Source organism: Microbaculum mangrovi, from assembly GCF_051390635.1.
Classification (GTDB): Bacteria; Pseudomonadota; Alphaproteobacteria; order Rhizobiales; family Tepidamorphaceae; genus Microbaculum.
In genome coordinates, this window is the sequence record NZ_JBPODT010000004.1 from 84325 (window position 1) to 110131 (window position 25807).

Below are 25807 nucleotides of genomic sequence, written 5' to 3' on the forward strand. Positions count from 1 at the left end.
CCTCACGCCGTCATCCGGGATGCAGGGCCGGCCTGGCCGCGCAGGCGTGCCGTTTCCGTTTCGTCGACCGTGCCGTCCGCACGGATCGCCACGCCGAACCGCTGGCGGATCTCGTCGGTCGTATAATAGCCCATGCGGAAATCGTTGCGGACGGCGGCGACATCGCGCAGCAACGGGTCGCCATAGCCGCCGCCGCCGGGCGTCATCACCTCGACCCGGTCCCCGGCCTGCATCGGGATGCCCTGGTCCTTGGACAGGTGTTCCGGGATCATCACCGTGCCGTTGCGATGGACCTTGACGACGTTCGGACCGCCGTCGGCGCCGCCGAGCACGCCGGGCGGACCGAAGCGGCCGTGGTCCATGACGAAGGAGGCGCGCGCCTCCCCGCGCAGCACCTCGACCTCGTAGTGGACACCGAAGCCGCCGCGATGCAGGCCCGCGCCGCCCGAGCCCTCGCGCAGGGCGAAGCGGTGGAACAGAACCGGAAAATACTGCTCCATGACCTCAACCGGCGGGGTGCGCGAGATGCCGATGGTCGAACAGCCGTTGCTCAGGCCGTCGTGGTCGGCGTTGCCGCCATAGCCGCCGCCGGAGATCTGGTACATGACGTAGCCCGAGCCCTTGGCCGGATCGAAACCGCCGAGCGCGAAGTTGCCGGACGAACCGGCCGGCGCCGCCGTCACTTTGTCGGGAATGGCCTGCACAAGCGCCAGGAACACGGATTCGGCGATGCGCTGGGAGACCTCCGCCGCGCAGCCGGAGACAGGCCGGGGATAGCGCGCGTCGAGGAACGTGCCTTCCGGCCGTTCGATCACCAGCGGCTCGAACGCGCCCGAATTGAGCGGGATGTCCGGAAAGATGTGTCGGACCGCCAGATAGACCGACGAATAAGTGGTGGCGACGACGGAATTCATCGGCCCCTGACAGGGCGGCGAGCTATTCGAGAAATCAAAGTGCAGCTTGCCGTCGGCCTTGGTGACGGTGAGCGCGATCTTCAAAGGCTCATTGACGACGCCGTCGGAGTCGACGAACGCCTCCGAGGTGTAGGTGCCGTCCGGAATCTCGGCGATATGCGCGCGCATCAGCGTCGCCGCACGCTCGCGTATCTCGCCGATCGCCCTGGTGATCGTGTCGAGCCCGTAGCGGTCGATCAGGTCGCGCAGCCGGCGCTCGCCGACATACAGCGCGGCGGCCTGGGCCTTGATGTCGCCGATGCGCTGTTCGGAAACGCGCATGTTGGAACACAGGATCGCGTAGATCTCCCGGTCCATCTCGCCGCGCTTGAACAGCTTGACCGGCGGCAGGCGCAGGCCCTCCTGCTCGACCTCGGTCGCGTGGGCGGAGAAACCGCCCGGCACCATGCCGCCGACGTCGGGCCAGTGGCCGGTGTTCTGCAGCCAGCAGAACAGCTCGCCGTCGTAGTAGAAGGGCATGGCGAAGCGCACGTCCATCAGGTGCGTGCCGCCGAGATAGGGATCGTTGACGATGTAGATGTCGCCGGGCTCCGGCGCGCCGGCATTACCCTCGCCGATCAGGCGGATCAGCTCGGCGGTCGAATACTGCATGGTGCCGACGAAGACCGGCAGCCCGAGTTCGCCCTGGCTGATCAGCGCGCCGGTGTGGCGATCGTAGATGCCGGACGAGCGGTCGTCGGCCTCGGCGATCACCGGGGAGAAGGCGGAGCGCGAGAAGGCGAGGTCCATCTCGTTGCAGACCTGCTGCAGCGCCGCCTGGATCACGGCCAGGGTGAGCGGATCGACGCTTTCTGGTGTCCGGGTGGTCATGCGGCCTCCCCGACCATGATGCGCAGGTTGCCGACCGCGTCGACGCGCGCCGTCGCACCGGGCTCGACCACCGTCGTGGCATCGATCTGCTGGACGACCGCCGGGCCGGCGAACGTGTCGCCGGGGCGCAGCCGGTCGCGGGCGTAGATCGCGGCCTCGTGCCAGTTGCCGTCGGCGTAGAGCGCGCGTGTGCCGATCCTGGCCTCCCCCTCCGCCGTACCGGCGAGCGAGGACAGTTCGATGCCGCGCCGCTTGCCGATCACCGAGGTGACGAGATTGACGAGCACGGCGCGTATCTCGGGCAGGCGGACGTTGAAGCGGGAGAAATAGGCATCCTCGAACAGCGCCTGCAACGCCTCGCGGCTCACGTCCGGCGACGGGATCGGCACCCTTATCAGGTGGGTCTGACCACGGAACTGCATGTCGGCGCCGTGCAGGACGACGGTCTCGGCGATTTCGTCGCGGCTCGCGGCGTTGACCGCCTGACCCTGGGCTCGCTGGGCCTCGAGCGTTGCTTTCACCGCGGCCATGTCGAGGGTCGCGAGCGGCTCGTTGACGGTGTTGACCAGGTCCTGCCGGAGGTCTGCGACAAGACAACCGAGCGCGTTGGTAAGGCCCGGCCGCGCCGGCACCAGCACCTCGGGAATGCCGAGCTCGCGGGCGATGGCGACGGCGTGCAGCGGCCCCGCGCCGCCGAAGGCGAACAGCACGAAATCGCGCGGGTCGTAGCCGCGCGACAGCGACACCAGCCGGATCGCACCGGCCATGTGCGTGTTGGCGAGCTTTAGGACGGCGGCGGCGGCTTCCTCGCTCGTGTAGCCGAGCGGCCTCGCCAGCGCCGCGTCGATGTGCGCGCGAACGGCGTCGACGTCGACGGTGCCCTCCACTGCCGTGAGGCCGGCGGGATCGAGGCGGCCGAGCGTCATGTTGGCGTCGGTTATGGTCGGCTCGGTGCCGCCGCGGCCATAGGAGATCGGGCCCGGCGCAGAGCCGGCCGACTCCGGCCCGACCCTGAGAACGCCCGCCGCGTTGATCGAGGCGATCGATCCACCGCCGGCGCCGACCGTGCGCACATCGACCATCGGCACGTGGATCGGCAGGCCGTAGTCGATGGAGAGCTCGGAGGACACCTCCGGCACGCCGCCGTGGATCAGCGCGACGTCGGTGGAGGTGCCGCCCATGTCGTAGGTTATGGCGTTCGCAAGCCCCGTTTGCCGAAGCGTCGCGGCGGCGGCGATGACGCCGGACGCGGGCCCGGACATCACGGTCTTGGCGGCGTCGCGGGCGACAAGCCGGGCGGAGACGGTGCCGCCGTTGCCGTTCATCACCAGAAGATCGTGGGCGAAGCCGCGCGCCTCCAGTTCGCCCTGCAGGCGGTGAACATAGCGGTCGAGGATCGGCTGCACGGCGGCGTTCACGGACGCCGTGGTGCCGCGCTCGTATTCGCGGAACTCCGACAGCAGCGCGTGACCGAGCGTCACGTAATCGTTCGGCCAGATCTCGCGGACGATCTCGCCGGCGCGCAGCTCGTGCGCCGGGTTGGCATAGGCATGCAGGAAGTGGATGACGACGCTCTCGCACCCCATCGCGAGCAGCGCGCGGGCCGCCGCGGCGACACCGGCCTCGTCGAGCGGGCGGACGACCTGGCCGTTCACGTCCATGCGCTCGTCGACCTCGAGGCGCCGGTCGCGCGGAACGAGCGGGCTGAACACCCCGGTCATGCCATAGGGCCTGGGCCGCGTGCGCCGGCCAAGCTCCAGCGTGTCGCGGAAGCCCGCCGTGGTGATCAGGCCGACGATCGCGACCTTGCGTTCCAGGATCGCGTTGGTGGTCGCCGTGGTGCCGTGAATCAGGAGATCGATGTCGGCGGGGCCGACGCCGGCCAATGCGATCGCCGACAGGACCCCCTCGGCCTGGTTGGGCAGGGTGGTCGGCACCTTGGCGATGCGGACCGCCGGTCCGTCCGGACCGTTTTCGTGGATGACGAGATCGGTGAAGGTGCCGCCGACGTCGATGCCGCTCACCCGCCGCTGGCGGGCGCCCGAAACAGCCGACTGGACGGCTTCATCGCTCAAAGCCGTTTCCTCCTTCCCCCGATCGAGGCCCCCAGTCGATCAGCTTCGCCAACTCACCGCAAGCGGCACGGCGTCAGCGTTCGACGAAGGCCTTTTCGATAACGTAGTGCCCCGGCCGCGAGGCCGATCCCTCCGAAAACCCCAGGTCCTTCATCATCTCGACCATGTCGGCGAGCATCGCCGGACCGCCGCAGATCATCACCCGGTCGGCTTCCGGATCGAGCGGCGGCAGGCCGAACGACGCCGAAACCTCGCCGGTGCGCAACAGGTCGGTGACCCGGCCCTTGCGCTCGTACGGCTCGCGCGTGACGGTCGGATAGTAGCGCAGCTTGTCGCCGATGATCTCGGCGAGAATTTCGTCCTTGAGAACGCTGTCGACGATCCGCTCGCCGTAGGCGAGGTCGTCGACGAAGCGGCAACCGTGGACGAGAACCACCGCCTCGAAGCGCTCGTAGACCTCCGGATCCTTGATGATCGAGACGAACGGGGCGACGCCCGTGCCGGTGGAGATCAGATAGAGGCGCTTGCCCGGCAACAGGCTGTCCTGGACCAGGGTGCCGGTGGGCTTGTGGCCGACCAGGATCTGGTCGCCTTCCTTGATCTGGGCAAGCCGCGACGTCAGCGGACCGTCGGGCACCTTGATGGAGAAGAACTCGAGGGTGTCCTCGTGGTTCGCGCTCGCCATCGAATAGGCGCGCAGCAGCGGACGCCCGTCGACGGGCAGACCGATCATCACGAACTGGCCGTTCTCGAACCGGAAACCGGGATCACGGGTCGTGCGAAAGGAAAACAGGCGGTCCGTCCAGTGATGGACGTCGAGGACACGTTGGGTATCGATCGCGGCCATTGCGAGCACTCCGCGGAGATCATTCGTGTACATACGTTATCGCACATACGTTAGTACACAAATGATCTGTGTCAATCGGACTCTTCGATCCGGCGGTGCGGGAATCCGCGCCGCTATTTGCCGCGCAGCGAGTGAATGAAGGCGACGACGTCGCGCTTCTCGTCCTCGAACAGGCGGAAGGTCGTCATCGGGAAGTGGTCCTCATGCACGATCCGGGTCAGATAGGCCCTGTCGCGGCCCTCGCGATTGGCGATCTGCTCGAAGGTCGGGGCGCGGTCGGGATCGGTGTTTACACCGTTGACCGAGTGGCACAGCGAACACCATTTTTCAACGACGAGCCGGCCGTTGACGGGATCGCCGGCGGCCACCGTGGCCGATGCGCCAGGCACCAGCACCACAAGGACAAAGAGGAAAAGGAAAACGCGGCGTCGATTCAGCATGCGCGCGAGCCTAGCAGATCGGCGAAGCGATTGCCTCTGGTATGGGGACGCGGAGAACGCGACCAGTCCAGGCCTCGCGGCATCCCCTGCCGACTAAATTCTTGATTGGTCAAATTTTAGCCGGCGCGCTCAACCACCGGTAACGCGCACGCGTGTATTTCCGAAGCTGTGGGGCGACTGACCAGGCAGGACGGAGGGCAGAGTGGAGGCTGACGGCTTTGTCCATGATACCAACCGCGCGCCCACGCGATCTCAAACGCCGCGTTCTGGTTCCAGGCGCTCTTCTGTTCGCTTTTTTTCTTGTCTTCGTTCTTGGCGCCCCCGCACGGGCACAGGCCGCGACCGCGCTCAACTGCGCCGCGGCGCCCAGCGAATGCGGCTATCCCGACGCGACGAACACGGGGATCGTCACCAAGCTGAAGGTCAAGAAGGTCATCAGAATCAAGAAAAAGAAGTGGGTCATCAAGCGCAAGAAGCTGCGCGGAAAGAAACGGTTCCGGTTCATCACCCGGTATCGTGAAGTCGACGTCGACCTCCAGACCATTCCCGACGACGTCCAGTCCGGCCCGGGCTGGCGCTGGGACCCGCGCGGATGGGTCACGATCGACACCGAAGGCGCGGTGTTCAGGGATTATATCGTCAATGGTCCGGTCGACGTCGTCGCCGACAATGTGACCATCGACAACGTTCGCGTCTACAGCAGCGGATATTTCGGCATCGCGATCCGGCATGCCGACAATACCACGATCGATCGCTGCACGGTCGGTCCGGCCAAGGGCGAGCGCCGGGTCGAGGCCGCGATCAAGGACGTCTACGGGGACGCGAAGAACACGACGATCCGCCGATGCAACATCTACGGGTGGTCAACGGGCGTCCAAATCTACCAGGGCCTGATCGCGCACAATTTCATTCACAGCCCCGGCTTCGAGCCCGGAGACCACACCAACGGCACGACGTCGACCGGGTCCACCCAGCAACTCGACATCATTCACAACACGGTCTTCAATCCCCTGGGACAGACCGACGCCATCAGCCTGTTCCAGGATTTCGGACTGGAGGCCAACCGGACCATCTCGGACAACCTGATGGCGGGGGGCGGCTACACGCTGTACGCGGGACAGAACAGCGGCGCGCCGGCCACCTACAACATCAAGGTCACGAACAACCGGTTCTCGCGCCTCTATTTCACCCGCGGCGGCTACTACGGCCCCGTCACGGCCTACAATCCGGACGGTGTCGGGAACGTCTGGTCGGGCAACATCTGGGACGATACGGGCGCGCCCGTACATCACTGATGGACCCGTAGACCACGAAGGGAAACGGGCCCGGACCGGAACGGGCGACGCGGGGACCGGTGGGCGAAGCCGCTTCGTCCCCCGCCCCGCGTCGTTCACCCTCAGCCGTGCTTCACCATGACGTGGCGCAGGGCGGTGTAGTCCTCGAGCGCGTAGAGCGACATGTCCTTGCCGTAGCCGGACTGCTTCAGGCCACCATGCGGCATCTCGTTGACCAGCATGAAGTGGGTGTTGATCCAGGTGCAGCCGTACTGCAGCCGCGCCGCCGTCGCCATCGCCCGCGACACGTCGCCGGTCCACACCGACGAGGCGAGGCCGTAGTCGGAATCATTGGCCCAGACGACCGCCTCCTCGACGTCCGAGAACCGCGTGACCGAGACGACGGGCCCGAATACCTCGCGGCGAACGATCTCGTCTGTCTGCAGGGCGCCCGCGACGACGGTGGGCTGATAGAAGAAGCCGTTGCCCTCCGCCGGCTTGCCGCCGGTGGTGATCTCGATGTGGTTCAGTTCCGATGCCCGCTCCACGAAGCTCGACACGCGCTCGCGCTGGCGCTTCGAGATCAGCGGACCAATCTCGTTCACCGAATCGTCTTCGTCGTCGTACTTGATGGTCGAAACGGCGGACGACAGGTCGGCGACGAGCTTTTCGTAGACCTTGTCGCCGGCATAGATGCGGCAGGCGGCGGTGCAATCCTGGCCGGCATTGTAATAGCCGAAGGCGCGCAGCCCCTCGACGACCTCGCCGATATCGGCGTCATCGAAGACGATGACGGGCGCCTTGCCGCCAAGCTCCAGGTGCGTGCGCTTCACCGACCTGGCGGCGGCCTGCAGGATCTTCTTGCCGGTGGCGACGTCGCCGGTCAGCGAGATCATGTCAACCTTCGGATGATTGATCAGCGCGTTGCCGACGCTCTCGCCGCGGCCCAGAACCACGTTGACGACGCCCTCGGGCAGCACGTCGGCGAGGATCCTGGCGAATTTCAGCGCGGTCAGTGGCGTCTGCTCGGAGGGCTTGAAGACGACCGTGTTGCCGCCGCCGATCGCCGGCGCGAGCTTCCAGGCCATCATCATCAGGGGATAGTTCCACGGCGCGATGGAGGCGACGACACCGATCGGGTCGCGGCGGACCATCGAAGTGAAGCCGGACATATACTCGCCCGCGGCCGTGCCGGGCACGCAGCGAACGGCACCGGCGAAGAAGCGGTAGCAGTCTACGATCGCCGGGATCTCGTCCCCCTTCACCGCATTGATCGGCTTGCCGCAGTTCAGCGCCTCGAGCGCGGCGAACGCATCGGCCTCGGCCTCGATGCGCTCGGCGATCTTGAGCAAATAGCCCGACCGCTCGGCCGGCGTGGTGCGCGACCATGTGGTGAACGCCTTCGCGGCCGCGGCGACGGCGGCGTCGATCTGGGCGCCGGACGCCTCGGGCAGATCGAGGATGGTCTCGCCGGTCTTCGGATTGAGGATCGTCTCGGGCGTTTCCTTGCCGGCCTCGAACCGGGAGCCGATCAGCATTTCGGTATTCACGGGCGCATTCATGGGGCACTCCCTCACTTGAAGCGACTTCACTTGCCGTGGCCGGCGATCTCGGCGCCGCCGCGGGTCAGGTAGTAGGCGGCGACGATGGGCAGGAGCGTCACCAGGACGACCACCATCGCCACCACGTTGGTGACGGGACGCTGGCGCGGGCGCACCAGCTCCTCCAGCATCCAGATCGGCAGGGTCGCCTGCTGTCCGGCGGTGAAGGTCGTGACGATCACCTCGTCGAAGGACAGCGCGAAGGCGAGCATGCCGCCGGCGACGAGCGCCGTGCCGATATTGGGCAGGATCACGTAGCGCAGGGTCTGGAACCCGTCGGCGCCGAGGTCCATCGAGGCCTCGATCAGCGAGCCGGAGGTGCGCCGGAAACGCGCGATCGCGTTGTTGTAGACGACGACGACGCAGAAGGTCGCGTGGCCGAGCACGATGGTCCAGACGGAGAAGGGAATATCGGCGATCGAGAAGGCCGAACGCAGGGCGATGCCGGTGATGATGCCGGGCAGCGCGATCGGCAGGATGACCAGGAGCGAGATCGTCTCCCGGCCGAAAAAGCGCGAACCGGACACGGCGGCGGCGCAGAGCGTACCGAGAACGAGCGCGATCACGGTGGATATGCTGGCCACCTTGAGGGACAGGCCGAGCGCATCCCAGACGTCGGGACGGTTCCACGTCACGCCGAGCCACTGCAGCGTGAAGCCGGGCGGCGGCCACTGGTAGCTGCGCTCCTCGGTGGTGAAGGCATAGACGAAGATCAGCAGGATTGGCAGGTGCAGGAACAGAAGGCCCGCGGCGGCGGCGATCTTCAGCCCCAGCGGTGCGCGGTATCCCCGGTCAGAGCGCATCGAAGGCCCCCAGCCGTTTGGCGCCCCAGAGATAGAAGCCCATGATGACGATCGGGACGACGGTGAAGGCCGCCGCCAAAGGGATGTTTCCGGCCGTGCCCTGCTGGGCGTAGACCGCCTGGCCGATGAACAGCCGTGACGAGCCGACGATCTGCGGGATGATGTAGTCGCCGAGCGTCAGCGAGAAGGTGAAGATCGAGCCGGCGACGATGCCCGGCAGCGCCAGCGGCAGCAGCACGTTGCGAAACGTCTGTCCCGGCGCCGCGCCGAGATCCGAGGACGCCTCGATCAGACTGACCGGCACCCGCTCCAGGGCCGCCTGCGTCGGCAGGATCATGAACGGCAGCCAGACGTAGAGGAACACCAGGAAGGTGCCGATATAGCTCACCGACAGCGAGTTGCCGCCCAGGACCGGGATCGACAAGACCGCGTCGAGCAGCCACATCAGGTGCAGCTTGGTGAAGACCCAGGTGAGGATGCCCTCCTTGGCCAAGATCAGCTTCCAGGCATAGACCTTGACCAGATAGCTCGACCACAGCGGCAGCATGGCGCCGAGATAGAACAGCGCCTTCCATTTGCCGCGCGCGTATCGGGCCGCGTAGTAGGCGACCGGAAAGGCGACGATCGCCGCGGCCAAGGTAACAGCCGAGGCCATCAGGACCGACCGCAGGATGATGTCCATGTTGGACGGGCGCAAAAGCTCGCCGTAGGTCTTCAGGGTGAGCTCGTAGCGGATCAGGCCGGAGAACTCGTCGATCGAGAAAAAGCTCTGGGCCAGTAGCGCGAACAGCGAACCGAGATAGATGATGCCCAGCCAGAGGACCGGCGGCGCCAGCATCGCCAGCAGCAACAGTCCCGGCCGACGCCACAGCAGATCCGACAGGCTTGCGAGTACGCCGCCGCGGCCGGGCAGGATGGCGTGGGAGGCCGCCGCGCTCATACCGTATCGTCCATCAGGTGCAGGGCCGCCGCCGACCAGGCCAGTGCAACCGTCTCGCCCTCGACGGGCGCCTTCTGCGAGGCGGGCAGGATGGAGTGCAGGCGCAGACCCTCGACGTCGACGGCGATCCGCGTCGATGCGCCGAGGAAGTTACTGGCGACCACCGTTCCGGTGATGTTGCCGGCCGATGCGGGCTCGACCCGGACCGCCTCGGGGCGCAGGCTCGCCCAGCGCCGCACGCCGGCGTGCCGTTCCACGAAGTCCGGCGGCAGCACGTTGGAGGAGCCGACGAAGTCGGCCACGAAACGCGAGGCCGGGCGCTGGTATATCGTTTCGGGCGAGCCGATCTGCATGATGCGGCCTTCGTTGAAGACGGCGATGCGGTCGGCCATCGACAGGGCCTCGCCCTGGTCGTGGGTGACGAAGACGAAGGTGATGGCAAGGCGCTTCTGCAGCGCCTTGAGCTCCTCCTGCATCTGCTCGCGCAGCTTCAGGTCGAGGGCGCCGAGCGGTTCGTCCAGCAACAAAACCTTGGGCTTGTTGACGAGGGCGCGGGCGAGCGCGACGCGCTGGCGCTGGCCGCCCGAGAGCTGGCCCGGCTTCCTGTCGCCGTAGCCGGGAAGCTGCACGAGATCCAGCGCCTCCGCGGCGACCTTCCGGCGCTCGGCTTTCGCCACGCCGCGCACCATCAGGCCGTAGGCGACGTTCTCGATCACGTTCAGATGCGGGAACAGGGCGTAGTCCTGGAAGACGGTATTGACGTTGCGGCGGTAGGGCGGCACGCCCTCAGCGGTCTCGCCGAAGATCTCGATATGACCCGATGTCGGCTGCTCGAAGCCGGCGATCAGGCGCAGGCAGGTGGTCTTGCCGGAGCCGGACGGCCCGAGCATGGCGAAGAACTCGCCCGGCACGATGTCGAGATCGACATCGTCGACCGCGCGCACCGCACCGAAGTGGCGCGAGACTTTCTGGAAGGAAACTGCCGCTGTCATAAACGCATTCGCCGTCTGGCTTCTGCCGCTAGCCGAAGCGGACCACGATGCCCGCCATATCGCCGCGGCCTGTCTGTATTCCGCTCATTCCCGCGCGGGCGGGAATCCACAGCCTGGGGCACCGGCGCGCCGTGTTGCTCCTGGGCTCCCGCTTTTGCGGGAGCGAGCGGAGCAAGGTGTCGGCACCGCGCCCCAGGCAAACTCCCGAGCCGCGCCTCCCCGTCGACCCGGACGGCCCTGCGGCCATCCGGGCAACGAGAGAGCACCCGCGTCACGGCGATTCAGCGGCCGCCGATCACGCCGATATAGTCGGAGACCCAGCGATAGTAGGGCACGCATTCGCCCTGGCTCTCGCACTTGGATACCGGCGTGCGCCAGAACTTGATCCGCTCGAAGTCGTTGAAGCCGTTGGTGGCGCAGCCCTCGTCGGTCAGCAGCTCGTTGCCCTTGCAGGCGGCCGGAACCGACGGAACCGACCCGAACCAGGCGGCGAGATCGCCCTGGACCTTCGGCGACAGCGAATGCTCCATCCACATGTAGGCGCAGTTCGGATGGGCGGCATCGGCGTGCATCATCGTCGTGTCCGCCCAGCCCGTGGCGCCCTCCTCGGGGATCGTCGAGGCGATCGGCTGGCCCTCGCTCTGCAGGATGTTGACCTGGAACGGCCAGGAGCCCGAGGCGACCACGCCCTCGTTCTTGAAGTCGTCCATCTGGATGAAGGCGTCGTGCCAGTAGCGGGAGACCAGCTTGCGCTGGGCGCGCAGCAGGTCCAGCGCCGCCTTGTACTGGTCGTCGTTCAGCTCGTAGGGGCTCTTGATGCCGAGATCGGGCTGGTGGAACATCAGGTAGTTGGCTGCGTCGGCGATATGGATCGGGCCGTCATAGGCCTGGACACGGCCGACATTCGACTTGCCGTCGGGAAGATCCATCTCCTCGAAAACGATGTTCCAGCTCGTCGGAGCCTCCTTGAACACATCGGTGTTGTACATCAGCACGTTCGGGCCCCACTGATAGGGCGTGCCGTAGTGCTTGCCGTCCACGGTGTGCCACGGCGCGCTCTGAAGGCGCTCGTCGACGGTATTCCAGCTCGGGATCAGATCGACATTGACCGGCTGGACGCGGTCGCCGGCGATCAGGCGCAGAGAGGCGTCGCCGGACGCGGTGACGAGGTCGAAGCCGCCCTCGTTCATCAGCGCCACCATCTCGTCGGAAGTGTTGGCGGTCTTGACGTTGACCTTGCAGCCGGTGGCCTTCTCGAAGTCGCTCACCCAGTCGAACGCGGCGTCGGTTTCGCCACGCTCGATGTAGCCCGGCCAGGCGACGATATCGACCTGGCCCTCGCCGTCGCCGAGCTTCGTCATCATCTCGGCGGACACGGCCTGGCCCGCAAAACTCAGGATCACCGCCATGGCGGTGCAGGATTTCAGGACGGTTTTCATGTGTTCTCTCCCGGTCAACGCGCCGCCACCCTCCCGGCGGCGCACTCCCGGGACCGTATCGTCATGACTTGCGAACGGTTTCGCAATTTCATTTATCAGAAGGCCGGTATCGGAATATCCGATACCCTTAGGTCACCGCTGCCGAAGCACCCGCTGGGTCTGGGCGATGCCGACGAAATCCCGGGCGGACTCCGGCAAGTGCGAACCGCGGCGCCAGACCACCCCGACCTGGACGACGGGGAGCGGGTCCGAGATGTCGCGGGATTCGATGCGGTCGCCTTCGAGCGACCATGGCCGGTAGACCAGATCGGGCAGGAGCGCGATGCCCGCGCCGGTGGCGACGAGGCTGCGCACCGCCTCGACCGAGCGCGTGCGAAAGGCGACGTGGGGCCGCGCGCCGAGCGCCGACAGAAGCTTGCCCGTATTCTCCTCGATCTCGTCGACGGTGAGCATGATCAGCGGTTCGGCGGCGATATCGCTGACATTGATGATATCGGCGCTCGCCAGACGGTGGCCGAGCGGCAACCACAGCCGGTAGGGCGACACTTCGAGGATCTCCGCCTGCAGCGCCATGCGATCGCGCAGGTTGGAGATGACCATCACCGCGACGTCGAGCTCCCCGCCGATCAGCAGGTGTTCGAGATACTCGCCGTTATCCTCTATCGCGGAGACCTCGACCGCCGGAAAGGCGCGACGGTAGCGCGCCAGCAGATCCGACAGCACGTAGCCGGCGACGAGCGAGGTGACGCCGAGCTGCAACCTGCCGGTCGCGGCGGACTGCTCCTCGGAAAAGGTGCGGCGCGCATCCGATACGTCGGCCAGGATCTTGGTCGCGTGGCGGAGGAACTGATGGCCCTTGTGGGTGATCGACAGGCCGCGCGGATGGCGCTCGAACAGCTCGACCCCGAGATCGCGTTCCAGCTCCTTGATCGCCTCGGTCACCGCGGACTGCGAGATCGACAGGGTGTGCGCCGCGCCGGAAACGGTGCCTTGCCCGGCGACGGCGATGAAGTATTGGAGCTGACGGAGGGTGAAGGCCATCCGCGCACTAGACTACGCCGACGAACGGAATGGAAGCAGGCCGGCCGACAGACCGTATCGCCTCAAACCGCCTCCATCTCCGGGGCGTCGAAGGGGATTCCCGATCGGCGTTCGGCCAGACGGTGAATGAGCTGCTTCAGTACCCGCTTGAGAATTTCCGCCTCCGCCGGCGTATGGGTGCCGAGCAGACTGGATTCGTGGGCCTGCGCCCGGATGATCAGCGACGCCACCAGATCCTCTCCGGCCGGGGTAATCCGCACCAGAACCTTGCGCCGGTCATCCGGGTCGGCGGTCCGCCGGACGTGGCCCAGCTCTTCCAGCCGGTTGACGATCTTCGTCACGTTCGGCTGCTTGAGAAGGGCGCGGGCGGCGATCTCACCGACGGGATGGCCCTCGCTGCCGCTGAGGATCGCGAGAATCCGCCACATCGGCACCGGCACGCCGAGGCTGGCGAGTTCGGCATGGAACTCGGCGCTGGCCAGACTGGACGCGCGCGCGAGAAGATAAAGCAGATAGTCGTCCTGGAACGGGCCGTTGGTGAATTCGCCGGCATAGTGCGCGGTCGTGGCATAGCGGCCGGCGTGGTAAGCGAGCGGCACGCGGTTCTGCTCGTCGAAACTCTCGACGCGGCCGAGGAAGATGACGTGATCGCCGCCCTCGTAGCACTGTTCCTTGGAACATTCGAAAACCGCGGCGCAGCCCTTCAGCACCGGCGCGCCGCCGGTACCCGGCGCCCATTCGACGCCGGAAAAACGGTCCTCGACGGGTCTGGCGAAGCGATCCGAGATCGCCTTCTGCTCGACCGACAAAACGTTCACGGCGAAATGCGAGGCGTTCTCGTAGGCCGAAAGGTTTTTCGACCGGCGCGCCAGGCTCCACAGGACGAGAGGCGGATCCAGTGAAACCGAATTGAAGGAATTGGCGGTAAGCCCAACCGGCTCGCCGTCCTCGTCCAGGGCGGTAATGACGGTCACACCGGTAACGAACCGTCCCAGCGCCATCCGAAAGGAATTCGCGTTGCTCACCGCGGGCCTCCCTCGTGTCATTCTTCGCGCATGACTGCACGCCTTTATTTCAAGTATAAAATTATCACTTTTCATATAAAAAAGCGAGTGCTAGTCTTTATAAAAATACGAGGGTGATGAGCCCCGATGAGATCGCCTCACACGCAAGGCAAAGAAAAGGGACGGGGATATATGCTGAGCGACCGGATTGAAGCCAAGTGGATCGACGCCTTCGTCAAGGTGTTCGAGCTCTGCAAGGTTACTTCAGACGAACAAGTCGCCATCCTTTCGGAAACCCAGTCCCGGACACTCAATGTCCACCTCGCCGAGCTTGCGCTTGCCCGCTTCGGCGTGACCGCCTTTCATGTCGTCATTCCCACTCCGCCGCAGGATGCGCCGGTGCCGGTCCGCTCGACGGGGGCATCGCTGGCGATGACCAACCAGCGGGCCGCGATCGAGGCGCTGAAAGCATCGACGCTCGTCGTCGACTGCACGGTGGAGGGCCTCCTGCATTCGCCGGAAATGCCCGAAATCCTGTCCGGCGGCACCCGCATCCAGATGATTTCCAACGAACACCCCGAAGCGCTCGAGCGGCTGATCCCGCATCCGTCCATGGAACCGCGGGTGAAGGCGGCGGTGAAGCAGGCGCGGTCCGCGACGGAAATGCGCGTTACCTCGGCCGCCGGCACCGACCTCACCGTCGACATGCGCGAAGCGGCGACCGCCGGCGTGTGGGGCTACACCGACCGGCCAAAGACTGTTGCCCACTGGCCGGGTGGAGTCGTCGTCAGCTTTCCCCGGGCGAATTCGGTGAACGGCACGCTCGTCTTCGATGTCGGCGACGTGAACCTGACCTTCAAGCGCTACTTCGAGCACCCGGTGACCTTCGTCATCGAGAACGACTACGTGACGGACATTCAGGGCACGGGCACCGATGCGGAACTGATGCGCCGCTATCTGGCGGCCTGGGGCGACCGGGAGGCCTACGCCGTCAGCCATGTCGGCTGGGGGCTCAATGAAGGCGCGCGGTACGAGGCGCTGACGATGTACGACCAGCGCGAGACCAACGGCACGGAGGTGCGCGCGTTCGCCGGCAACTTCCTGTTTTCGACCGGCGCAAACGAGTTCGCCAACCGCTTCACCAAGGGCCATTTCGACCTGCCGACCCGCAACTGCACGATCACGCTCGACGGCGTGGCGGTCGTCGAGAAAGGCCGGCTCGCGGGAGCCGAGGGATGAGCGCGCCCCTCGTCCTGTTCAGCGGCGTCGGCTCGGACTGCCGCATGTTCGCCCCGGTCATCGACCGGCTGAAGGCCGATTACCCGATGATCCCGTGGGACATGCCCGGCTACGGCGGTAAGCCGCTGGACGGCCAGTTTACCTTCGCGGGCATGGCCGATTCCGTGATCGAGGATCTGGACAAGGCCGGCATCGCCAAGGCGGCGTTCCTCGGCCATTCGATCGGCGGCATGCTGGCGCAGGAGGTCGCCGCCCGCCATCCCGGCCGCGTTGCCGCGCTGATCCTGTCCGGCACGACCCCGGTCTTCGGCAGCCCGGACGGCGAGTTCCAGAAGCAGTTCCTCGCTGCCAGGCTCGCGCCGCTCGATCAGGGCGTGACGATGCCGGAGCTGGCGCAGAGTTTCGCCAAGGATCTTCTCGGCTCGAACCCCGACCCGGAGGCCGGGCCGACGGCGACGAAGCTGATGTCGGAACTTCCCGAGCAGAGCTATCGCGCCGGGCTGACCTGCCTCGTCACCTTCAACCGCCGCGAGGAACTGGCGCGGATCGCGGTGCCGACGCTCCTGATCGCCGGCGAACAGGACACCAATGCCCCGCTGAAGACCATGCAGCGCATGGCCGAGAAGATCAGGGGCGCGCGGATCGAGACCCTGCCGGAGACCGGCCACCTCGCCCCGCTCGAATGCCCATGCCGTTTCGCCAAGGCGGTAAGGAGATTCCTCAACGACCTTCCGTAGGAGCCCCGATGACAGTGTTGGATCTCGATACGATCGATCTCGACCAGCCGATCTTCGATCCGGAGGCGTTTCGGCTGTCCGACAAGGAAGCCGAGCTTAACGCGCGGGCGCGAAAGATCGGTCAGGCCAACTTCGCCCCGCGGGCGGCCATGTACGACCGGGAAGCGATCTTCCCGACAGAGAACTACCGGGACATGCACGAGGTCGGCCTGCTCGGCATCTGCGTGCCTGAGGAGCATGGTGGCGCGGGCGCGCATTTCCGCGGATACGCGACGACGGCCGCCGAGATCGGCCGCTACTGCGGCTCGACGGCGCTGACCTGGAACATGCACGTGTGTTCGTGCCTCTGGACCGGCCCGCTCTCCGACGACCTGGAGATGTCCGCGGACGACCGCGAAGAGCACCTTCGACGGCGCGCGATCCACTACGAGCGGATCATCGACAAGGGCGCGATCTACGCCCAGCCGTTCTCCGAGGGCGGCGCGGCGGCGGCCGGCGTGGTGCCGTTCTCGACGTCGGCCAAGCGCGTCGACGGCGGCTGGCTCATCAACGGCAAAAAGATCTTCGCCTCGCTGTCGGGTTCGGCCAACTACTACGGGGTCCTGTGCGGCGAGATGAAACCGGGCGAGAAACCGTCTCGGCGCGATACGATGTACATCGCGGTTCCGGCCGATGCCGAGGGCGTCAAGGTGGTCGGCGACTGGGATCCGCTCGGCATGCGCGGCACCGTCTCGCGGACGCTCATCTTCGAGGACGTTTTCGTCCCCGACGATGCGGCCCTGATGCCGCGCGGCGTCTACTACCAGGCCGCCTCTCGCTGGCCGCACATGTTCATGACGCTATCGCCGACCTATCTCGGCATCGCCCAGGCCGCGGTCGACTTCACGGTGAAGTACCTGCGCGGCGAGATCCCGAATACCGGTCCGGAAAAGCGGCGCAAGTTCCCGACCAAGCAGATCGCGCTGGCGCAGATGTTCGTCATGCTGCAGCAGACGAAGGCGCTGTGGTTCCAGGCGGTGACAGAGGCGAAGGCGGATCCGTCGAAAGAACAGGTGCTGCGCGCCTATACTGCCCAGTATACGGTGATGGAGAACGCGAACGAGCTCTGCCAGCTCGCAATCCGCACCTGCGGGGGCCAGTCGATGCTGAAAACCCTGCCGCTCGAACGGCTCTATCGCGACAGCCGCTGCGGCTCGCTGATGCTACCGTGGACCGCCGAGCTGTGCCTCGACCGGATCGGCCGCGAGGCACTCTATAAACCGGGTGAAACGGACGACTGAGCCATATTCGATGCGCGATATCTCTCTCTGGATCGAACGACACGCCAGCTTCCAACCGGATAAGCCGGCGATCCGTTTCGCCGGCGAGACGCTCAGCTATTCCGGCCTCGCCGGACGTGTCGACAAGATGGCGTCGGTGCTCGCGGGCGCGTTCGGCGCAGGCCGCGGCGACCGCATCGCCTGGCTCGGGTTCAACCATCCCGATCTTCTGGTCCTGCTGTTCGCCGCCGCCAGGCTGGGCATGATCGTCGTGCCGCTCAACTGGCGACTTGCCGCGCCGGAGCACGCCTTCATCCTGCGCAACGCCGCGGTCAAGGCGGCGATCGGCCACAGACAGTTGCTGGAGGCGCTTTCGGAAGACGACTACCCCGACGGCTGCCGTCGCGTCGCGGTGGACGGACCGTTGGATGGCGCCGACACGCTCGACGACCTGATCGCGGCGGCGGGAGCCGCGCCGGACCGGGCCGGCCGCGCCGAGGACCCGCTTCTGCTCGTCTATACCTCCGGCACGACCGGCCGGCCGAAGGGCGCCGCGCTGACCCAGTCCGCCATCGCCTGGAACGCGATCAATTCGATCCACATGCACGACATGACGTCGCACGACCACGTGCTGACCGTCCTGCCGATGTTCCATGTCGGCGGCCTCAACATCCAGACGACGCCGGCGCTCCACCTCGGCGCGACCGTGACGCTGCACGAGAAGTTCGATCCGGCAGCGTTCCTGAAGGCGGTCAACGACGACCGCCCGACCCTCTCGGTGCTGGTGCCGGCGACGATTGCGGCGGTGGCGGGCCATGGCGACTGGGCCAGGACCGATCTGTCGTCGCTGCGGGCGCTGGCGACCGGCTCGATGATCGTGCCGGACGACCTGATCGCGGCGTTCCACGCCCGCTCCGTGCCGGTCATTCAGGTCTACGGCTCCTCGGAGACGGCGCCGATCGCGATCTACCAGCGCATCGACAAGGCCTATGCGACCGTCGGCTCGATGGGCCGGGTCGGCCTGCATACGGAGGTTCGCATCGTCGATACCGCCGACAACGATCTCGGACCGGGCGTTGCCGGGGAAATCCTGGTGCGGGGCCCACATATCGCGAGCGGCTACTGGAACGATCCGGACGCGACCGCGAAAGCCTTTACCGAGGGTTGGTTTCGGACCGGTGATGTGGCCGAGTATGATGAGAACGGCGATTACTGGTTCAGAGACCGGATCAAGAACGTGATCATTTCCGGCGGCGAGAACATCTATCCGGCCGAAGCCGAGCGGCTGTTGCGCGAGATCGACGGGGTTGCGGAGTGCTGCGTCGTCGGCCGGCCCGATCCGCGCTGGGGGGCGGTGCCTGTCGCCGTCGTGGTGGCGGCCGGCGCCTCGGTAAGCCGGGAGACGATCGCCGCGCATTTCGAGGGAAAGCTGGCTCGCTACAAGCATCCGCGCGACGTGGTGTTCGTCGCGGAGCTGCCGAAGAACGCGATGGGCAAGGTGCGCATCGACGAAGTTTCACGCATCGCGGCCGAGGCGACAAACGCCCCGGCATAAGGGGCTTGGCCGAGAACGCGACAAAAAGAGGGAACTGACCATGAAAAAAACTGTCGGAGCTTTACTTGTCGCCGCGGGTGTGGCGCTTTCGGTCTCGCCGGCCTCGGCCCAGACCGTTCTGCGCGTCGCCAACTGGCTGCCCCCGAAACATCCGCTGCTCGCGGAGATCATCGTGCCCTGGACCAAGCAGGTCGAGGAAGCGACCCAAGGCCGGGTCAAGATGGAAGTGCTCGAAGCCCCGCTGGGTCCGCCGCCGGCGCATTTCGACTTCGCCGTCAACGGCGTGGCCGACGTCACCTATGGCGTCCACAACTACACGCCCGGCCGTTTCGGCGTAACGACCATCGCCGAGTTGCCGGGCCTGTCCGACAAGTCGGAGTGGCTGTCGGTCGCCTACTGGCGCATCTACGAACAGGACCTGGCCAAGGTCGACGAACACAAAGGCACGCATGTGCTGAGCGTGTTCACCCACGGCCCCGGCCAGCTGTGGACCAAGGGCCGCGATCTTAGCTCGATGGATTCCATCAAGGGGTCGAAGATCCGCATCGGCGGCGGCTTCGCCCAGGAAGCCGCGAAAGCGCTCGGTCTCGTGCCGATCCAGGCACCGGTGACCAAGGCCTACGAGATCCTGTCCGGCGGCGTCGCCGACGGCATCGAGTTCCCGGCCGAATCCATCACCGCCTTCAAGGTCAACGAAGTGCTCGACCAGGGCCTGATCATGCCCGGCGGTCTCTACAACGTTTCGTTCTTCGTGGTCATCAACCAGGCCAAGTGGGACGCGCTGTCGAAGGAAGATCAGGACGCCATCACGAGCGTGTCGGGTGAAAACCTCGCCCGCCTTGCCGGCCAGGTCTGGGACAAGGCGGACGCCGGCGCCATGGAGACGATGAAGGCAAGCGGCAAGATGACATTCGTCGTTCCCGCCGGAGATCAGCTTGCCGCCATCAATGCCGCGCTTAAGCCCTACAGCGACGAGGCGCTGAAGCAGATCTCCGCCAAGGGCGTCGACGGTCCGGCCGTCTACGAGGCGCTGAAAGCGGAAATCGCCAAGGTCAAGGCCGGCAACTGATCCCGCACCGGCCGCCGGCCGATGGCAAGGACACACGATATCACCGCGGGGCGCAGCCGTGCCCTGCGGATCGCCGAGCTGACGCTCGGTGTACTGGTCGCCGTCCTGCTGATGGCGATGATGATGGTCACGACCATCGACGTGTTCGGCCGCTACCTGCTTTCGCGGCCTCTGCCCGGCGCCTTCGAGATTACCGAGATCATGCTCGGCATGATCATTTTCATCGCGCTGCCGCTGGTCTGCCTACACGAGGAGAACGTCGCGGTGTCGCTGGTTACCGAGCGTTTCTCCAGCCGCACCCGCGAAATTCACGCGGTGATCGTTTCGATCATCTGTTCGGGCGTCCTGCTGCTGGTTGCCTGGCGCCTGCTGATGCATGCCGTGCAACTCGCCTCCTATGGCGACGTCACGATCTTCCTGCGCGTCCCCAAGGGCCCGATCGGCTACACGATGGCAGGCTTCACCACGTTGGCGGCGCTGGCGCAGCTCGTCGTCGCCGCCGAGCACTGGCGCAGGCTGCGCGCCGCTCCTTCGCGTTTGCGCTAACGGGCCGGCAGATACGAGATGATTGACTGGATCGTCGGCATTGTCGTCCTGCTCGCCCTGATCGCCGGGGGCATTCCGATCGCGTTTTCCATGACGCTGGTGGCGTTCGTCGGCATCATCGTCAAGATCGGCCTGGCGCCAGCCATGGCGCTGCTCGGGCAGGTCTTCTACGACAACGGCATGAGCTACACCCTGTCGGTGATGCCGCTGTTCGTGCTGATGGGCAACTTCGTGCTCAAGGCCGGGCTCGCCGACGACATGTATGCGGCCGCGAACGCCTGGCTGCGCCACTATCGCGGCGGCCTCGCCATGGCCACGGTGGTCGCGTGCGGCGGCTTTTCCTCGGTGTGCGGCTCTTCGCTGGCGACGGCGGCGACGATGGCGCGCGTGTCGATGCCGTCGATGCGACGCTACGGTTACTCCGACTCGCTCGCCACCGGTTCGATCGCCGCCGGCGGTACGCTCGGTATTCTGATCCCGCCGTCAATCGTCCTCGTTCTTTACGGCGTCATCACGCAGCAGGACATCGGCAAGCTGTTCCTCGCGGGCATCCTTCCCGGTCTCGTCGGCGTGCTCGGCTATCTGATCGCGGTACGCCTGTCGCTGATCATCAGCCCCGAACACCAGCGCGAAATCGAAGCCCTGCCGTTCATGGAGCGGGTGCGCGCGACCAAGGGCGTCATCGGCGTGCTCGGCTTGTTCGCCTGCGTCATGGGCGGCATCTATCTGGGCATCTTCACCGCGACCGAAGCCGCCGGCATCGGCGCCTTCGGTGCATTCCTGCTCGCCGCCCTGCGCCGGCGCCTTACCTGGGCGACGCTCTACGAGATCCTCGTCGAGACGGCGCGGATGACGGCGATGCTGTTCCTGGTGCTGTTCGGCGCGCTTCTGTTCTCGAATTTCGTCAACCTCGCCGGCATGCCAAACGACCTTCGCGACTGGATCACGGCGCTCGGCGCGCATCCGACCGCCGTCATCATCGTGATCCTGCTGATCTACCTCGTTCTCGGCGCGGTGCTGGAATCGATCTCGATGATGCTGTTGACGGTGCCGGTCTTCTTTCCGGTCGTCATCGGGCTCGGCATAGATCCGATCTGGTTCGGCATCTTCGTCGTCGTCGCCATCGAGATCAGCCTGATCACGCCGCCGGTGGGCCTGAACGTGTTCGTCCTCAAGTCAATCGTGCCCGAGGTGCCGACCGGTACCATATTTAAGGGCGTCGTCCCCTTCATCGCCGTCGATATCGTCCGCATCGCCCTGCTGATCGCGGTGCCGTCGATGGCGCTTCTGATCCCCTCGACAATGTAGACCGGAGGCTGACAGGCCATGGAAATAGCCGTTCTGGGCGGCGGTAACGGATCGCATGCGGCGGCCGCGGATCTGACCGAACAGGGTCACCGCGTTCGATTCTGGCGGCGTGACAAGGCGGGCGTCGAGCAACTGAACGCGGCCGGCAACACCCTGACGCTGAAGGACTTCAAGGGCACGCGCGAAATCGCGATCGCGGTCGTCACCACCGATATCGGCGAGGCGGTCTCCGGCGCCGATCTGATCGTCTGCCCGGCACCGGCCTTCGCGCAAACCGATATCGCCCGGTCGATGGCGCGGCATCTTTCGGACGGGCAGGTGGTGTTCCTGCCGCCGGGCACCTTCGGTTGCTACCTGATGGCGAAGGCGATCCGCGATGCCGGGTCCACTGCCAAGGTGGCCTTCGCGGAGACCGGCACCCTGCCCTACCTGACCCGCAAGCACGGCCCGCGCGACATCGCCATCACGGTGCGCGCGACGCGGCTGCCGACCGGCGTCTTTCCGCTCCAGGACAAGGATCGGGCGCTGGCGCTGATCCGCGAGGCCTACCCAAGCGTCGAGGATTGCGGCGATGGCCTGTCAGGCGCGCTGATGAACGCCGGCCCGGTGATCCATCCGCCGCTGATCGTGATGAATGCCGGGCCGCTGGAACATTTCGATCACTGGGACATCCACAACGAGGGCACCCAGGCAGCGGTCCGCCGCGTCACCAACCGGCTCGATTCGGAACGGGTGGCCGTCCGCGAGGCGCTCGGCTACGGCGCGCCGCATTTTCCGCTCGCCGACCACTACGCCACCGATGGCGACGAGTGGATGTACGGGCGCAGGGGACACGAGCAACTGGTCGATTCCGGCGACTGGCGCGAGCACATCGTACTGACCGAGCACCGCTACATGCGTGAGGACGTTCAGCAGGGGCTCGCCTTCCTCGTCTCGGTCGCCGACTGGGCCGGCGTTCCCGCGCCGACCGCCACGGGGCTGCTGGCGATCGGATCGGCCATCTGCGACGACGAATTCCGCGTCAACGGGCGGACCCTCGAAGTGCTCGGTCTTGCCGGGCTCGACCGTGCCGGGATGACGAGACTGCTTCGGGAGGGAGTGTGATGGCCGACGCCGACAGGGAGACCATTGCCGCCGCCGGGGCGGGCCGCATGGGCCGCGGCATCGCCGTGGTCTTCGCCTATGCCGGACACCGCGTCACGCTCGTCGACCTGAAAGCGCGCGACGGCGCCGATGCCGAGCGGGTACGCGATGACGCGCTCGGCGAGATCAGGCAGACGCTGACGATGCTCGCCGGCATCGGCATGATGGGCGAAGAGGCCATCGAACCGATCCTGTCGCGGGTGGCGTTCGCCACCGCCGATCAGGCCCCGGCGGCGCTCGCCCGGGCCGACGTGATCTTCGAGGGGGTGCCGGAAACGATCGAGGCCAAACAAGACGCCTTCGCGCTCCTGTCGGCACACGCGCGCGCAGACGCGATCATTGCCTCGACGACCTCGACCATGCTGTCCGACGAACTGCAGGGTTTCGTCACGCCGCCGGAGCGCTTTCTCAACGCACACTGGCTCAACCCCGCCTTCCTGGTGCCGCTGGTCGAGATTTCGCCCGGGGCGAAGACCGACCGCGATGTCACGCAGCGGCTGGTCGACCTGCTGGAGGGCATCGGCAAGGTGCCCGTGGTTTGCAAGGCGAGCCCCGGCTTCATCGTGCCGCGGCTGCAGGCGCTGTGCATGAACGAGGCGGCACGGCTCGTGGAGGAAGGCGTGGCGAGCGCGGAGGAAATCGACAAGGCGACCCGTTTCGGGTTCGGCTTCCGGTTCGCGGTCCTCGGCGTGCTCGAATTCATCGACTGGGGTGGCGGCGACATCCTCTACCACGCCGACCGCTACATGACCCAAGCGCTCGGCACCGATCGCTACGTGGCCCCGAAGATCGTCGAGGACAACATGCAGGCCGGCCGCATCGGCCTGAAGACCCGCGAGGGTTTCCTCGACTACTCCGGCATGGACGTCGGCGCCTACCAGCGCGATCGCCTTGCCGCCTTCGTCGGACTGCTCAGGCACATGGGCGCGGCTCGGCCCCCGATCCTCTGAATGCGAATAACGAGTGGGCTTTGTCCCACTCGCCGCAATAAGGCGCCCTTCCCACTGCCACTGCGCTCCGTGGGCCGGCAAACGTGCGTGTTCCGCCCGAAGGAAACGCCAGCCCTTCCGTTTCGATGTGATTTTGTCCAAAAACCGCTGAATTCTCTCGAAACTATCGACCCAACCACCCCCCAGCCCATCCGGTCGACCCCCGGCCCAGCTTGCATTTCGGAAAATTTCCCATTATCTGCATGGGCAACGTTTACTTTGACAAGAAAGTCCAGCCGCGTTGCAATTGGTGCCAGCCAAACAAGAACAGTGTCGGGAGGGAACGGTCATGTCCGGACACGAAGCGCTGCTCGCCGATATCGGCAAATACTGCCAGCGCCATCGGATGGCGGAATCGACGTTTGGTCGGCTGGCGGTCAATGACGGCAAGCTCGTAGCCAGACTGCGCGACGGAAAGAGCGTCACACTCAACACGCTCGAACGCCTGCAAGACTTCATGAAACGAGACGGCGACCGCGACAACGGGAACGCCGAAGCCGAAGGATCCCTACTCGGGCCGAACGGCGCGGTGGTGCGGACGGAAACATTGACACCGGCCGGCGCGACTTCGAACGCCCAGGCCAAGGACGAGAAGGGCGAAGGCAAGAACTTCCGCTTTTTCGACAATCGCCAGAAATACCTGATGTTCGTCAACACCTGCTCGGAAAAGTGGGTCGTGGCGAACCGCGTGGCGATGGAGCTTGCCCATATCCACCCGGCGCCGCCGGCGGTGCGCGTGTTCGACGCGGGCCTCGGCGACGGTACGGTGCTGACCCGTCTGATGCGGGCCATGCATGCCCGCTTCCCGACCATGCCGCACTACATCTCCGGCAAGGAGATCAGCCTGGAAGATATCCGACTGGCGCTGGAGAAGATGCCGGACCGGTTCCACGAACACCCCGCCTCCGTGCTGGTGCTGACCAACATGTACTATGCGGAGGCGCCGTGGCTTCGCGTGCGCTCTCCGGCGGCAGCCAACAGTCTGGTCTGGCACGAGGTGGCGCTGGACGGATCGTCGTCCTTCGAGTTCGAGGAACAGATCACGGCACTGCAGCCGTTCCTCGCCGAGCACTGGCAGGCCAAGACCAGCGAAAAAACCGGCAATCCGATCTACGAACGGCCGGTGGTGCTCGTCATCTATCGCCGCGACCATCGCTTCCTGCTCGACTCGGTGATCCCGAAGCCGGGCATGGCGACGGCCGACTTCGACCTAATCATCGCATCGCAGCCCTATCGCCTGCGCGTGCCGGCCGAGTTCAAGGCGAACAAGGTGGTCGCCCCGCTGGCCCGCGCGCTCCGGCCCGGCGGCCGGCTCGTGGGTATCCACAGCCACGGCAACGATCCCGGACTCGAGATCGTGCAGACGGTCTGGCCGGGAGAGCGGCCCTATACGAACGACCGACACGACATTCTCAAGGCGACGAAAGAAATCCTCGGTTCCACGCACCGGGATTTGAAGTACAACGCCTATTCGGACGCGCGGTCGGTGTTCCGCTACGACATGCACACGCTGCCCAACGAGCTTGCCGGGGCGATAGGCACCTCGACATTGTTCGCGGCCTGGAACGCGGCGATCTACGTGGCCCAGATCGAGGACGAGCGCTTGAGCGATGTCGTCAAGGACGGCCGCTACATCGACGCGACCGCCGGTGTCCTGCGAAAGCACGGCGGCCTGTGGTTCAACGACGAAACCTATGTGATCTCGCGACGGCAAGCCTAAGT

22 protein-coding genes are annotated in these 25807 nt (G+C 66.0%); 11 read left to right on the forward strand and 11 right to left on the reverse strand.

Annotated elements, in window-relative coordinates:
• Positions 1-2 precede the first annotated feature (2 nt).
• The 4 genes from ACSF9G_RS17185 to ACSF9G_RS17200 all read right to left on the reverse strand — a co-directional run bounded on the left by ACSF9G_RS17185 (position 3) and on the right by ACSF9G_RS17200 (position 5146).
• On the reverse strand, positions 3-1784 hold the full coding sequence (locus ACSF9G_RS17185) for a hydantoinase B/oxoprolinase family protein (RefSeq protein WP_436643349.1): 1782 nt from the start codon (positions 1782-1784) through the stop codon (positions 3-5).
• The gene (locus ACSF9G_RS17190; RefSeq protein ID WP_436643350.1) at positions 1781-3859 is read right to left on the reverse strand and encodes a hydantoinase/oxoprolinase family protein; all 2079 of its coding nucleotides are present in this window, start codon (positions 3857-3859) and stop codon (positions 1781-1783) included. Before ACSF9G_RS17190 ends, ACSF9G_RS17185 begins: the two co-directional genes overlap by 4 nt.
• 73 nt (positions 3860-3932) lie before the next feature.
• A complete protein-coding gene (locus ACSF9G_RS17195; protein ID WP_436643351.1) occupies positions 3933-4706 on the reverse strand; it encodes a ferredoxin--NADP reductase in 774 nt (257 codons plus the stop codon).
• A gap of 113 nt (positions 4707-4819) precedes the next feature.
• Positions 4820-5146 (reverse strand): c-type cytochrome, encoded by a 327-nt coding sequence (locus tag ACSF9G_RS17200; RefSeq protein WP_436643352.1) that lies wholly within the window; start codon positions 5144-5146, stop codon positions 4820-4822.
• A gap of 218 nt (positions 5147-5364) precedes the next feature.
• Here ACSF9G_RS17200 and ACSF9G_RS17205 point away from each other — a divergent pair, with 218 nt between their 5' ends.
• Complete coding sequence (locus ACSF9G_RS17205; protein ID WP_495542737.1) at positions 5365-6441, forward strand: right-handed parallel beta-helix repeat-containing protein; 1077 nt, start codon at positions 5365-5367, stop codon at positions 6439-6441.
• A gap of 101 nt (positions 6442-6542) precedes the next feature.
• Here ACSF9G_RS17205 and ACSF9G_RS17210 read toward each other — a convergent pair whose 3' ends face one another.
• The 7 genes from ACSF9G_RS17210 to ACSF9G_RS17240 form a co-directional block, all read right to left on the reverse strand.
• Positions 6543-7970, reverse strand: coding sequence for a gamma-aminobutyraldehyde dehydrogenase (locus ACSF9G_RS17210; RefSeq protein WP_436644024.1), 1428 nt, complete (start codon positions 7968-7970; stop codon positions 6543-6545).
• Positions 7971-8008: 38 nt separating this feature from the next.
• A complete protein-coding gene (locus tag ACSF9G_RS17215; RefSeq protein WP_436643353.1) occupies positions 8009-8824 on the reverse strand; it encodes an ABC transporter permease in 816 nt (271 codons plus the stop codon).
• Positions 8814-9764, reverse strand: a complete 951-nt coding sequence (locus ACSF9G_RS17220) for an ABC transporter permease (protein ID WP_261616985.1) — start codon at positions 9762-9764, stop codon at positions 8814-8816. Before ACSF9G_RS17220 ends, ACSF9G_RS17215 begins: the two co-directional genes overlap by 11 nt.
• Positions 9761-10756, reverse strand: coding sequence for an ABC transporter ATP-binding protein (locus ACSF9G_RS17225; protein WP_436643354.1), 996 nt, complete (start codon positions 10754-10756; stop codon positions 9761-9763). Before ACSF9G_RS17225 ends, ACSF9G_RS17220 begins: the two co-directional genes overlap by 4 nt.
• A gap of 281 nt (positions 10757-11037) precedes the next feature.
• The gene (locus ACSF9G_RS17230; RefSeq protein WP_436643355.1) at positions 11038-12195 is read right to left on the reverse strand and encodes an ABC transporter substrate-binding protein; all 1158 of its coding nucleotides are present in this window, start codon (positions 12193-12195) and stop codon (positions 11038-11040) included.
• Positions 12196-12327: 132 nt separating this feature from the next.
• Positions 12328-13236, reverse strand: a complete 909-nt coding sequence (locus ACSF9G_RS17235; protein ID WP_436643356.1) for a LysR family transcriptional regulator — start codon at positions 13234-13236, stop codon at positions 12328-12330.
• A 62-nt stretch (positions 13237-13298) separates the two neighbouring features.
• Positions 13299-14261, reverse strand: coding sequence for a flavin reductase (locus tag ACSF9G_RS17240; RefSeq protein WP_436643357.1), 963 nt, complete (start codon positions 14259-14261; stop codon positions 13299-13301).
• Positions 14262-14432: 171 nt separating this feature from the next.
• Between ACSF9G_RS17240 and ACSF9G_RS17245 the strand changes: the two genes are divergently transcribed.
• The 10 genes from ACSF9G_RS17245 to ACSF9G_RS17290 all read left to right on the forward strand — a co-directional run bounded on the left by ACSF9G_RS17245 (position 14433) and on the right by ACSF9G_RS17290 (position 25805).
• Positions 14433-15479 (forward strand): 2,5-dihydroxypyridine 5,6-dioxygenase NicX family protein, encoded by a 1047-nt coding sequence (locus tag ACSF9G_RS17245; protein ID WP_436643358.1) that lies wholly within the window; start codon positions 14433-14435, stop codon positions 15477-15479.
• Positions 15476-16216, forward strand: coding sequence for an alpha/beta fold hydrolase (locus ACSF9G_RS17250; protein ID WP_436643359.1), 741 nt, complete (start codon positions 15476-15478; stop codon positions 16214-16216). The genes ACSF9G_RS17245 and ACSF9G_RS17250 overlap by 4 nt, the downstream gene beginning before the upstream one ends.
• A gap of 8 nt (positions 16217-16224) precedes the next feature.
• Positions 16225-17496, forward strand: coding sequence for an acyl-CoA dehydrogenase family protein (locus ACSF9G_RS17255; protein ID WP_436643360.1), 1272 nt, complete (start codon positions 16225-16227; stop codon positions 17494-17496).
• Between the two features lie 10 nt (positions 17497-17506).
• Positions 17507-19030: a class I adenylate-forming enzyme family protein gene (locus ACSF9G_RS17260; RefSeq protein ID WP_436643361.1), complete on the forward strand. Its 1524-nt coding sequence runs from the start codon at positions 17507-17509 to the stop codon at positions 19028-19030.
• A gap of 40 nt (positions 19031-19070) precedes the next feature.
• The gene (locus ACSF9G_RS17265; RefSeq protein ID WP_436643362.1) at positions 19071-20099 is read left to right on the forward strand and encodes a TRAP transporter substrate-binding protein; all 1029 of its coding nucleotides are present in this window, start codon (positions 19071-19073) and stop codon (positions 20097-20099) included.
• A gap of 21 nt (positions 20100-20120) precedes the next feature.
• Entirely contained in the window at positions 20121-20645 is a 525-nt protein-coding gene (locus ACSF9G_RS17270) for a TRAP transporter small permease (RefSeq protein WP_436643363.1), read from the forward strand.
• Positions 20646-20663: 18 nt separating this feature from the next.
• Complete coding sequence (locus tag ACSF9G_RS17275) at positions 20664-21953, forward strand: TRAP transporter large permease (protein ID WP_436643364.1); 1290 nt, start codon at positions 20664-20666, stop codon at positions 21951-21953.
• Positions 21954-21971: 18 nt separating this feature from the next.
• Positions 21972-23057 carry an NAD/NADP octopine/nopaline dehydrogenase family protein gene (locus ACSF9G_RS17280; protein ID WP_436643365.1) on the forward strand — a complete coding sequence of 362 codons (1086 nt, stop codon included), beginning with the start codon at positions 21972-21974 and terminating at the stop codon, positions 23055-23057.
• A complete protein-coding gene (locus ACSF9G_RS17285; protein ID WP_436643366.1) occupies positions 23057-24046 on the forward strand; it encodes a 3-hydroxybutyryl-CoA dehydrogenase in 990 nt (329 codons plus the stop codon). The genes ACSF9G_RS17280 and ACSF9G_RS17285 overlap by 1 nt, the downstream gene beginning before the upstream one ends.
• Positions 24047-24374: 328 nt before the next feature.
• On the forward strand, positions 24375-25805 hold the full coding sequence (locus tag ACSF9G_RS17290) for a hypothetical protein (RefSeq protein WP_436643367.1): 1431 nt from the start codon (positions 24375-24377) through the stop codon (positions 25803-25805).
• The last annotated feature ends 2 nt before the right edge of the window (positions 25806-25807 follow it).